Annotated in this window: 9 protein-coding genes; 3 read left to right on the top strand and 6 right to left on the bottom strand. The window is 65.5% G+C overall.

Translation table 11 applies throughout. The annotated features are described in order from the left end of the window. Positions 1 to 677, bottom strand: a 677-nt coding sequence (locus Q0C38_RS21090) for a DNA translocase FtsK 4TM domain-containing protein (protein ID WP_291299107.1), incomplete at its 3' end; no start/stop codon positions are given. Positions 678 to 796: 119 nt separating this feature from the next. Beyond that, complete coding sequence (lysM, locus tag Q0C38_RS21085) at positions 797 to 1,261, bottom strand: peptidoglycan-binding protein LysM (RefSeq protein ID WP_291299106.1); 465 nt, start codon at positions 1,259 to 1,261, stop codon at positions 797 to 799. Positions 1,262 to 1,412: 151 nt separating this feature from the next. On the opposite strand from lysM, the gene Q0C38_RS21080 reads away from it, so the two are divergent. Genes Q0C38_RS21080 through Q0C38_RS21070 form a run of 3 tightly spaced genes read left to right on the top strand, consistent with a single transcriptional unit; the run spans position 1,413 to position 4,978 of the window. Further along, positions 1,413 to 2,597, top strand: coding sequence for a hypothetical protein (locus Q0C38_RS21080; RefSeq protein WP_291299105.1), 1,185 nt, complete (start codon positions 1,413 to 1,415; stop codon positions 2,595 to 2,597). Positions 2,598 to 2,604: 7 nt separating this feature from the next. Then, positions 2,605 to 3,534, top strand: a complete 930-nt coding sequence (locus Q0C38_RS21075) for a DUF6384 family protein (protein ID WP_291299104.1) — start codon at positions 2,605 to 2,607, stop codon at positions 3,532 to 3,534. A gap of 7 nt (positions 3,535 to 3,541) precedes the next feature. Next, on the top strand, positions 3,542 to 4,978 hold the full coding sequence (locus tag Q0C38_RS21070) for a hypothetical protein (RefSeq protein ID WP_291299103.1): 1,437 nt from the start codon (positions 3,542 to 3,544) through the stop codon (positions 4,976 to 4,978). A 9-nt stretch (positions 4,979 to 4,987) separates the two neighbouring features. Here the strand turns inward: Q0C38_RS21070 and Q0C38_RS21065 are convergent, their stop codons facing one another. The 4 genes from Q0C38_RS21065 to Q0C38_RS21050 all read right to left on the bottom strand — a co-directional run bounded on the left by Q0C38_RS21065 (position 4,988) and on the right by Q0C38_RS21050 (position 10,640). Then, positions 4,988 to 5,491 (bottom strand): hypothetical protein, encoded by a 504-nt coding sequence (locus Q0C38_RS21065; protein ID WP_291299102.1) that lies wholly within the window; start codon positions 5,489 to 5,491, stop codon positions 4,988 to 4,990. 10 nt (positions 5,492 to 5,501) lie between these two features. Next, a complete protein-coding gene (locus Q0C38_RS21060; protein WP_291299101.1) occupies positions 5,502 to 6,716 on the bottom strand; it encodes a C39 family peptidase in 1,215 nt (404 codons plus the stop codon). Positions 6,717 to 6,973: 257 nt separating this feature from the next. After that, on the bottom strand, positions 6,974 to 8,989 hold the full coding sequence (locus Q0C38_RS21055; RefSeq protein WP_291299100.1) for an ATP-dependent endonuclease: 2,016 nt from the start codon (positions 8,987 to 8,989) through the stop codon (positions 6,974 to 6,976). Between the two features lie 316 nt (positions 8,990 to 9,305). Further along, entirely contained in the window at positions 9,306 to 10,640 is a 1,335-nt protein-coding gene (locus Q0C38_RS21050; RefSeq protein ID WP_291299099.1) for an ammonium transporter, read from the bottom strand. Between the last annotated feature and the right edge of the window lie 10 nt (positions 10,641 to 10,650).

The raw sequence follows: 10,650 nt of genomic DNA, 5'->3' as shown, positions 1-10,650 counted from the left end.
GCCTTGCCCGCGCCTTCGCCCGCACCCGCAGCGACGACACCGCTGCCGGCGGCGACCACGCGGCCAGCGCCGCGCCATTCGCCCGCCGTCAACCCGAAGGCGGCGATGGGCAGCAGCAGGCCGAGGCCGCAGAGGAACAGCGTGACGAAGGCCACGCCGAGCGGCCCGAGCAGGCCGCCCGCGACATCCTGCGCCCCGCCCATGATCAGCGGGCCGATGACGCCGCCAGGGCCGGCCGGCAGGGCCGCGTGGCGGATGTCGATCAGCGACAGTGCTGCTGCCGCGGCGGGCAGCCCGGCCGCGAGCAGCGCGAGGCGGGCGACTGGATGCCCCAGCGGCCGGTGGCTGACGAGGCGCCAGGCCCAGACGAGCGGGGCAAGGCCCGCGAGGATCGCGGCAAGCCCGACGCCTTGCAGCAGCGCATCCGAGATCACCGCACCCGCCGGCCCCGCGAGGTTGCGCGCGCCGACGGTGCCGGCGGTGTTCAGCGACGGATCACCCGGGTGGTGCGAGGCGAGTGCGACCAGGAGGGTGAGGCCGAGCGCGCAGGAGGCGACCCCCGCGATCTCGGCCGCGCGGCGGCGCATGAAGGCGGCCAGCCCCGGCGGCAGCAGGCGCCTGAGGGTGCCGGTTGCGGCGGACGGGCTGGAGCCGGAAGCGCTTTGCGGTCGTGCCATGGCCGATCAACAGGTTGCGGGCGATTCCTGCACCATACCCTAAACAGCCGCGCTTTGTCCGCTCCCGTGTCGCTCCCCTCACCGGGGGTGTGGGCGCCCCCGGCTGGGATGCCCGTCCGTCAGCCCTGCGGAATCCGCAGCGCCTGGCCGGGATAGATCTTGTCCGGGTGCTTCAGCATCGGCTTGTTCGCCTCGAAGATGACCGGATACTTCGCACCCGAGCCGAGATGCTTCTCGGCGATCTTCCAGAGCGTGTCGCCCTTGGCGACCGTGTGGAACACCGGCGCCGGCACCTCGACCGCGGCGGTGATCGTCTCCTCGACCGTGGCCACGCCCGCGATGTTGCCGGCAGCAAGGATCGCGCGCTCGCGCGTTTCGGCATCGGCCACGGCGCCGGAGAGCTTCACCGTCTCTCCCTCCATCGTCACGGTCACGCCAGGCGGAACGCCCAGCCGGTCAAGCTCGGCGCGGATCGCCTCTGCCGCCGGCGGCAGGGGCGCTGGCTTGCTCTCGTCCTGCACCGCCTCGTCCTTGCCGATACCAAGCAGGCGGCCAGCAGCCTTCACGAAATTGAAAAGACCCATGATGAACTCCCCCGACGCCTTGAACAGCGTGACTGTGAATGTCGCAGGGGTGAACCTAGCACATGACGGCGATGGTCCGAATGCGTGGTGTGCTATCACTTGCCGTCCTGGCACGGTATTTCTGCCGGAAGAACAAGGACGGGGGATGACGATGACCGAGACGGTTCTTCGCGGACAGGTCGTGGCGCATCTCGACAAGGCGCTTGGCGCGCTGCGCGACCTCGGCCTGCCGATCAGCCAGGCCTCCTCGGCCGAAAGCCCGATCACCGGCCTGCTCGCCAAGATCACGGCACTCGACGAAACCCGCGTGGCGCTGATCGCGCGCGTGCTGAACCAGGCCACCACCTTCAACGAAGTGGTGCGCGAGCAGATCCAGGCCATGGCCGTCGGCCAGCGCTACGAACAGATCACCGAGGCGTTCAACTCGATCCGCGACGATGCGCGCGACATGGTCGCACAGATCGAGGACGGGAAGATCTCCACGATGGAGCGTCTGTCGAACATCTGGCAGAAGGTCACGCGCGGCGACATCGCCACGCGCTTCGACAAGATCCGCGACACCTATCTCGCCGTGTCGAAGGACACGAAGGAGAACATCGACCGCGAGCACGCCATTCTCGGGGCCTATCTCGACTTCCGCGTCGCGATGAAGGAAGCCGAGGTGATGGCGCTCGAACTGCTCAAGACCGCCGAGGGCCGCCTCGCCACGGCAAAGGCAGCGACCGAGGCGGCGATCGTGGCAGCGGAGGCAGCCGCGGGCCAGGAGCCGGCCGACCGTGCCCGCCTGGAACTTGCGCGCGACCATGCGCTGCGCGCGCTCCAGGAAGAGGACGGGCGCTACCAGATCACGAAGGATCTCGCCGACAACCTCACCGTTTCCTACAACACGTCCGAGGTGATCATGTCGCGCCTGGTGCAGACCACGACGGCGAAGAAACGCGTCTATCAGCAATCGGTATCGTTCTTTTCGACGAACGAAGCGGTGCTGACGGCGCTGTCGGCCTCCTTCACCGGTCTGCACGGGCTGCATGAGAGCACCCAGGCGCTCGAGCGGATGAAGGCGGGCGTGAACCAGTCGCTCGAAACCCTCGCCGAGATGGGCGGGAAGGTCCAGGAAGCCGCGCTGCGTGCCGGCTATGGCCCAACCATCCAGGCCGAGGCGGTGAAGAAGCTGGTCGACAGCGTGGTGAACTACCAGGAGCGGTCGCGCGAGATCATCGAGGAGATGCGCGACGCGGCGACGCGCAACAGCGAGGAGATCCGCCGCTCCGTTGAGGAGGCGAAGCAGCGCATGACGCGACTGGCCCAGCGCGCCGGCGCAACAGCCGCCGCCTGAGCCGGCCATGCCCGAACACGTTGCCCCGGCGCTCGACGACACCATGCTCGCGATGGACGTGGTGGACACGATCCGCCATGCCGAGCTTCTGGTGGCGCGAGAGCTCAGCGGCGACGAGCGCGCCGTGCGGCTGCGCGCGCGCCTGCGGGAGATCTACACGAGCCAGGGTATCGATGTGCCCGAGCATGTGCTCGACCAGGGCATCGCCGCACTCGAGGAGAAACGTTTCGCTTACGAACGCCGCGGCGAGGGCTTACGGCGCTGGCTCGCGATGGCCTGGGTCACGCGCGGGCGCTGGGGCAAGCCGGTGCTGGCCGGCATTGCCGCGCTGCTCGTCGCAGTATCGGTCTGGCACATCGGCGTGGTGGCGCCACGCGAACGCGAGGCAGCGTCGATCGAGCGCGAGCTGGCCGATGGCCTGCCGCGCGCCCTGCGCGCCGAGCATGACCGTGTGCTCGCCGGAACGACCGAACCTGCGCCCCGCGCCGATGCCGCGCGGCTGCTGGCCGAGGGCGAGGCTGCGGCACGGGCCGGCAACCTGGCCGAGGCGCGGGCGCGGCGCGAGGCGCTCTCCGTCCTCGCCGCCAGGCTCGCGGCCGACTACAGCGTGCGCATCGTCAACCGACCCGGCGAGCCTTCCGGCGTCTGGCGCGTGCCGGCGCTGAACCCTGGCGCGCGGAACTTCTACCTTGTCGTCGAGGCGGTCGACGCCGAGGGCCGCGCGGTGCAGGTGCCGGTCACGTCCGAGGAGGATGGCACGACGGCGCGCACCGCACGCTGGGGCCAGCGCGTGCCGGAAGCGGAGTTCGAGCGGGTGCGGCGCGACAAGCTCGCCGACGGCATCGTCGACCAGCCGGTGATCGGGCGGAAGCAGGCCGGCACGCTCACGACGCGCTGGACGGTCGAGACCCCTGGCGGAGCGATCCTCACATGGTGACCGTGAGATGCTGAGCGGACTCTCGATCCTCGGGCAGACCGACACGCACATGGCGGAGGCAAGCCGCGAGGCTTCGGCCGCTCAGGCCGAGGCCGACCGGCTCGCCACCTTGCGCGAATCCCTGCGCGGCGAGGAAGCGCATGCGCTGAATGCGCTCGCGCGGCTCAGGCTCACCGAGTTTGCTGGCGCCGATGCGGCGCTCGGCGCGCTGGATGTCGCAAGCGCGCGCGTCGCCGCGCGGCTGCGCGAGCGGGCGGCCGAAGTTGCGGCGGCGCGCGACGCCGTTACGGCGGCACGTGGGGCGCTGACCGACGCGGAAGCCGCGCGCGATGCCGAGGCCGCACGGCTGCGCGCGATCGAGGAGAGCGAGGACGCCGCGCTCGCCGCGAGCGAGGCCAAGGCAGCGTCCGACACCGAGCATCAGCGGCTCGTCGCGGCCGCCGAGGCAGCGTCGCGCGTCGCCCGCCACGCCGCGCAGAAGGCGGAGTTTGCCGCGCGCGACCTGGCCGAGAAGGGCAAGCCGTACCGTGACGACGCGTTGTTCGCCTATCTCTGGGAACGCGGCTTCGGCACGCAGGCCTATACGGGCGGCAACATCGCGCGGGTGATCGACGGCTGGGTGGCGCGGCTGGCGGGATACGATGCGGCAAGGCGGTCCTACGCACTGTTGTCGGCGCTGCCCGGCCATCTCGCCACCCATGCCGCGCGCATGGCCACCGAGGCAGAGGCAGCCGAGCTCGCCGTCATGGCGCGTCGCCGCAGCCTGGCCGGGCTTCCGCCAGCACCGGAGACGGCGGAGGACCTGGTGGACGAGGACGAGGCCGTCGCGGCAGCCCAAGCCAGGCTGACGGAGGCGGAGCAGGCGCATGCCGCGCTTGCGGGGGGCGATGACGAGGCCTCGCGCGAGGCGATGCGCGCGCTCGAGAAGGCCTTCGCCGCGCAGCCGCTGACGGCGCTGCGCGAGCACGCCATGCGCACGCCGACGCGCGAGGACGATGCGATCGTCGCGCGGCTTGAGGAAGCCGCCGAGCAGCGTGCCGTGCTTGACCGCGCACTGGCGGCGGCGCGTGCGCAGGCGGAGACGGCGCGCGCGCGGCTCGACCAGCTGCAGCAGGTCAGGCGCGACATGCGCCAGGGGGGGCTCGCGGGGCGCCGCAACCCCTGGGGCGTTGGCGGTGCGGGCGGCGGGATGGGTGGGCCGTGGGGCGGGCAGCAGCAATCGGGCAACCCGATGCTGGCCGTGCTGCTGGCCGAGATGCTGCGCGGCGGCCTCTCGCGCGACGGGTTCTGGGACAAGATGGGGCGCGGGGGCCGAAGCGCGCCAATGGGCGGTACCTGGGGCGGCGGCGGCGGTGGCAGTGGTAACTGGGGCGGCGGATCGGCGCCGCAACGGTCCGATGGCGGCATGTCGGGTGGCGGCTTCAAGACGGGCGGGCAGTTTTAAGGCGCGCCGTCACTCGCGCCCCGTGTCCTCCCCCACCCTCACGCCCGCGGGTCGCGCGGCGGCGCCACCCTGGGTGACGGTGATCCACCGCGCCGGGCGGCCGCCCCGCTCCGTCGTGACCAGCCAGGCTTCGCGGCCTGGCGGGCCGTCATGCACGAAGCGGGGGGGAGAGGCGGTCTCGTCGCGCGCCAGCAGGGCGGCGGCGGCGGACGCAGCCTCGCCCGCCGTCACGCCGGTGACGGTTCGGGGACACTTGGCGATGCGCGACGGCGTGCGGCAGGTGATGCCGATTGTCATGACGCGGCCCGTGGCATCGACGCGCGCCGCGCCGATGACGTGGCCCTCGGCTTCCAGGGGAACGAGCCAGTAGGCGGGCGCGCCGGCGATGTCCCCCACCATCGCCGGCGCGCCGACCGACAGGGCCGGCCAGGGCTTCAGCATCGCGTCACCCTCCGCGGCCAGCGCGGCGAGTGCACCCGCCGCCGCCTCGCGCGCCCTGTCAGCGGCGATCATCGCCGCGGCCTCAATGCGTGTCGGTGCGGTGGCGCACGAAGCACCAGTTGGTGTGCGTCACGGCGTCCCAATCCTCCCAGTACACGGCGCCGCCGGCGCAGAGATCGGCGTTCCATGGCCAGGGATCGTACACCTGGAGCCACCGCTTCGGCGTCGATCCCGCCAGGAAGATGTTCTGCCGCTTCCAGCCCGCCACCGCGCGGGCGTGGCCGGGGATGCCGGATTTCAGCGGGCGGTTCGCGTCGATCTCTGCCTTCGCCTCGTTCCAGTCGGCCGAGAAATCGTGCCAGGCATCGAGGCAGCCGTTGCTGAGGCTCTCGTAGCCGGCATCCTGCCCCGCTTGGCTGGTTCCGCCGCTGTCGGTGCCCATGGCTGCGGCGATGGCCGTCTGCTCGAACGGGCGGCGGTAGAAATCGAGGATCATCTGCCCCGTGGCGACCGCGCAGTAGACGTTCGTCTGCTGGGCGTAGAGGGCGAAGCAGGCGTGCGGGGTGCAGCGCGGGCCGTAGGTGAGCACGCGGGAGGAGTAGAGCCGGATGGCATAGTCACTCGCCAGCACGAAGCGTTGCCGTGCGGCGGTGAGGTCGCGCGCCGTGAAGGCGGTGGCGAACATCTCCTTCGTCGCCTTTTTCGTCATCTCGAGCTCGCGATCGGCCTCGTCGAAGCGGCGGAGGCGCTGGTCGAGCGCACTTTCGGGCCGGGATTCGAGGAAGGACCAGGCTGTCTGCCCCTCCAGCTCATCGGCGCCGAAGTTCTGGACGATGGAGCCATCGGCCACGTCGACGATGATGCTGAGCGGCTTCTCGCCCGCGAGTTCCACGCGCACGCCGACCTTGGGGTAGGAGTAGCAGACGAACTCCATCGCCTTCGCCTCGCGCCGCGGATAGGCCTTCTTGGCGGCCTCGAGCGCGAGCTTCGTTGCCTTCGCCGGGTCCCACGACCGTGGGCCGCGTTCGATCGTGACGACGGGGGAGCCTATGAGGCGCGAGGCTGCGGCCTTCACGCGGCCGACCTCGCGCCTGCCGTCCATCACCGTGAATTCGTGGAACAGCGGTTCGCCGTTCAGGTCATGCAGAGTGATGGGTTCGGGGTTGAACTCGCCGGCCCAGCCTTCCTGGAGGTCAGCGATGCCGCCGGCCCATGCGCGGCGGACGGCGAGCTGTGCGTGGGCGAGGGCTTGGGTCCGTTCGACGAGGGCGCGCGGCTTGGCTCTGCGGAGCGTCATGGCTCTCTCCTCGGGTGGGCGATGCGAGAGCATCGCCGCGTTGGGGGAGCGAGAGCCGTGCCGGGCGGCGTGGGGAGTGAGCGCAGGGGCGAGCGGTGCCCCGCGTCAGCCGCGGATCACGATCTCGTCCCCATTGTTTTGATGGTAGAATGATTCACCTACTGTGTCAACATCAACCGACGTTACGTCGATTGCCCTCCGGATAGGATCGTGGTGATCAGGCGACGCCAAATGTGTCTTTGGGATCAAAACAATGGCTAACTAGAGAAAAACTTGCGGATTGCGAAAACAATGTCCCTCATTAAGCGAAGTTGATGGCCATTCTGTTCGCAGTACAGCAGAAGATCATACATCACGTCAGGAATTTTCTCTGCATCTCGACCTTGTTGAATGTCAAGTTGTTCACAAATTTTGGCCATAGCGCTTCCATAAAACTCAGTACCTATTTCGCTCTTAATGTTGTCTTCAAGACAATTAAAGAAATGAGCAAAGTTGTCCGAGACACAATCAGTAGTGGGGAGTTGTGCAAGATTGTTGTCATCCCTCAAGAGACGCAACAAAGCAATATTAATGTTATTATTATTGGCACTTCTATCATTCTGGTCTAGATCCCAAATTACAAACACAGGTATTCCAAGATCTCGAAATATACTAAGTGGCCTATCGATATTATTTTTGCTTTCGGCCGAAAGAACTGCGATGCCGGCGGCAGCAAAGTTTATGTTTAGTAATCTACTGACAGCGATTAATGCAGCCTTATCACTTCTACCCTCGACGAGCACAATTCCATTAGCAAAGAATCCCTCTGATAATTCAAGGCCCAATATGTGAAGACGTGGTCTAAGACTTTGGGCAGTATAGGTTCCAGGAGGTTTTTGATGCGCGAGTTCTAATTTTTTTGCAATAGATACCATATCAATCTTTGTTAGTGTACAATGTTTTAGTTCTCCATCAACGATAGACTTTCGTCTTATTACTCTGACTTCGTCAGCCCGTCCTATCGAAATAAACATTGGAGAGTGTGAGCAAAAGATTACTTGAGTTGTTCCCGCGACACCGGGCAGTGATCCATCACTTAGTCTGCGTAGTACATCAGCAATATGTGTCTGCTTGGTTGGGTGCTGATATAACTCTGGTTCCTCAATCGCCAAAATCAGAGTTGGCGAATGAGGCATAACTTTTGACGCTTCTTCGTCAGGCTCGATTTTCGGCTCTGGTTGCGCTGTCGTTGTGCGCGCTAAATACTGAAGGATTGTGAAGACGAATGCTCTCTGCAGGCCGTGGCCCTGGCGATCGACAGGCCCTCCAAATCCATCGTGCTTGAGGTGGACATCTGCCATAGGGAGTGTCATCGGTAACTCGCCGACGTCGCGCCATGCCAACTCTACTTCAGCATCGTCATATAGGCGCCGGATATCAAAAGTAAGTGCATTAGCAAGTATTCTCAACTCAGGCATGTTTTGAGGATCAACTAGCTGCTGATAACGCTCTGTCATTGATCTCTGGAACTCTTGAATGTCTTTCCTCTGAAGTATCTGACTTCGTACGACTAATTCTAACAGCTTTCCGATAACGCTGTTTTTTCCATCTGCTGCATCAGTAGATGCTTCGCGAACCGCAGGGACAAATACAAAACTTGTATAGTTTTGGAGCTTTCCACGACTGTTGTTTTGAAATCCGAAAAATTGCCCGTCATCGAGCATCAGTTTTAGTTCTTCCGGATGCTCAAATTCCCAATTTTGTAGTGCTCCTTCAACCGCCGATGCGGCCGGTACTGGAGGTAAGGATTCATACTTTGGGTTCGTTTGCCGCAGCTCCCGGTAAGCTTCGCGCTTTGGATTGCTCGACACTTGAGCGCGGATGGGCACAAAATCAGGGTTTTGGAGCGTAACGCCGTGATACCTTCCACTATTTGCGGTGTTGTCAAAGATGCGTGTGACAACGAGACGCCCCTGCTGAACTCTACTTGCAAATATTTCTGCCTCGTGCTCGTTCAGTTCGTGAAAAGTTAACTCTATCTCAATAGGCTCATCCGTTTTACGGCTAAAAAAGTCGTCTGCCTCGCATGTTTTCGCCGTGTCGTAAAACTTTTGGATTGCTTTGAGGATTGATGATTTTCCGGCTCCATTGCCACCGATTAGTGCCGTATACCGATCGAATTTTACAGTTAGGTCACGCAAGGATCGAAAATTTCTAATGTGGGCCTGTTCAAGTTGCATGACTTTTCCTCTTTCCCATTGTCCTTTGTCGTCGAGGCGGGGTACGTGCACCACCTGCGCATCCCATCACGATACAGCGACGAGGTTCAGGCGCCACTACGATACTCAAACAGAAAGGGCGGGACCCTTTCGGACCCCGCCCCCTGTTCCGCCTCCCGCGCGGTTGCCCGGGCTAGTCTCCGGCCCGCGCGTGAAGCCTCCGACGGAAACCTCTCACCCGATCCGTGAGCCCGTCCGGGAATTCGCTGCCGTGAGTCGGATGGCGATGCTCCCGAGAACCGGCGCGCAGCGGGCCGGCGGCCCGTGAGCACCGGAAGCGCAGGGAGCGAAGCCAGACGGCCACGGCAGTAGAATTCACGGATGGGCTCACTCAGCCGATGCGCTCGCCGTGGAGCGACTCGTCGAGCCCCTGCTGCTCCTCCTCGTCGGACACGCGCAGGCCGATGATCGCGTCAACGATCTTGAGCAGGATGAAGCTCACCACCGCGGTGTAGACGCCAACGATCACCACGCCCTTGATCTGGATGATCACCTGGCCGACCGAGCCGCCGTAGCCCTCGGGCGTCGAGGCGCTGGCCGAGAGGGCGCCGTAGGCGAAGATGCCGACGAGGATGGCCCCCACGATGCCGGCAACGCCGTGCACGCCGAACACGTCGAGGCTGTCGTCATAGCCCAGCATCTTCTTGAGGCTGGTCGAGGCCCAGAAGGCCAGCACGCCGGCCACCGCGCCGATGATGATCGCGGAGCCAGGCAGGACGAAGCCGGCGGCCGGCGTGATCGCGACCAGGCCCGCCACCGCGCCCGAGATCACGCCAAGCACGGTGGGCTTGCCGCGCGTCATCCACTCGGCGAACATCCAGCCGAGCGCGGCGGCGGCGGTGGCGACCTGCGTCACCAGCATCGCCATGCCGGCGCGGCCGTTGGCGGCGGCGGCAGAGCCTGCGTTGAACCCGAACCAGCCGACCCACAGCAGCGCAGCGCCGATCACGGCGAGGCCGAGGTTGTACGGCGCCATGTTCTCGGTGCCGTAGCCCTTGCGCTTGCCGATGACGATGGCAGCCACGAGGCCCGCGATGCCCGCGTTGATGTGCACCACCGTGCCGCCGGCGAAGTCGAGAACGCCGTCGCCGAACAGGAAGCCGTTCGGGTGCCACACCCAATGCGCGACCGGCGAGTAGACGACGAGCGACCAGAGGACGAGGAACACGAGCAGGGCCGAGAACTTCATGCGGTCAGCCACCGCGCCGGTGATCAGGGCGGCGGTGATGATCGCGAAGGTCATCTGGAAGGTGATGAACACGCTCTCGGGGATGGTGAAGGCCACCGCGCTGTCACCGCTGCCGAGGCTGAACGGCTTGTCCCAGTTCGCGCCGACGCCGGCGAGGAACAGGCGCGAGAGATCGCCGACATAGGCGCCGCCCTCGCCGAAGGCCAGGCTGTAGCCCGCCACCATCCAGACGATGCTGATCACGGCGCAGGCCGTGAAGGTCTGCATCATCGTGGCCAGAACGTTCTTCTTGCGCACCATGCCGGCGTAGAAGAGGGCGACGCCCGGGATGATCATCATCATCACGAGTACGGTCGACATCAGCATCCAGGCGGTGTCGCCGGTGTCGATCTTGGCCTCTTCGGCGGCCAGCGCCGGCATCGCGGCGAGCAGGGGCAGCATCAGCGCGCCGCCTGCGATCAAGAGCTTCTTCGTCATCGTGTCCTCT

Source organism: Elioraea sp. (assembly GCF_022842375.1).
Lineage (GTDB): Bacteria > Pseudomonadota > Alphaproteobacteria > Acetobacterales > Acetobacteraceae > Elioraea_A.
The sequence above is the reverse complement of the archived record's forward strand: the minus strand, read 5'-3'. Positions and strand labels throughout refer to the sequence as shown.

Excerpts from the sequence above, each read along its gene's own strand:
- lysM (WP_291299106.1), bottom strand. The coding sequence starts at position 1,261 with ATGGGTCTTTTCAATTTCGTGAAGGCTGCTGGCCGCCTGCTTGGTATC.
- Q0C38_RS21080 (WP_291299105.1), top strand. The coding sequence starts at position 1,413 with ATGACCGAGACGGTTCTTCGCGGACAGGTCGTGGCGCATCTCGACAAG.
- Q0C38_RS21075 (WP_291299104.1), top strand. The coding sequence starts at position 2,605 with ATGCCCGAACACGTTGCCCCGGCGCTCGACGACACCATGCTCGCGATG.
- Q0C38_RS21070 (WP_291299103.1), top strand. The coding sequence starts at position 3,542 with ATGCTGAGCGGACTCTCGATCCTCGGGCAGACCGACACGCACATGGCG.
- Q0C38_RS21065 (WP_291299102.1), bottom strand. The coding sequence starts at position 5,491 with ATGATCGCCGCTGACAGGGCGCGCGAGGCGGCGGCGGGTGCACTCGCC.
- Q0C38_RS21060 (WP_291299101.1), bottom strand. The coding sequence starts at position 6,716 with ATGACGCTCCGCAGAGCCAAGCCGCGCGCCCTCGTCGAACGGACCCAA.
- Q0C38_RS21050 (WP_291299099.1), bottom strand. The coding sequence starts at position 10,640 with ATGACGAAGAAGCTCTTGATCGCAGGCGGCGCGCTGATGCTGCCCCTG.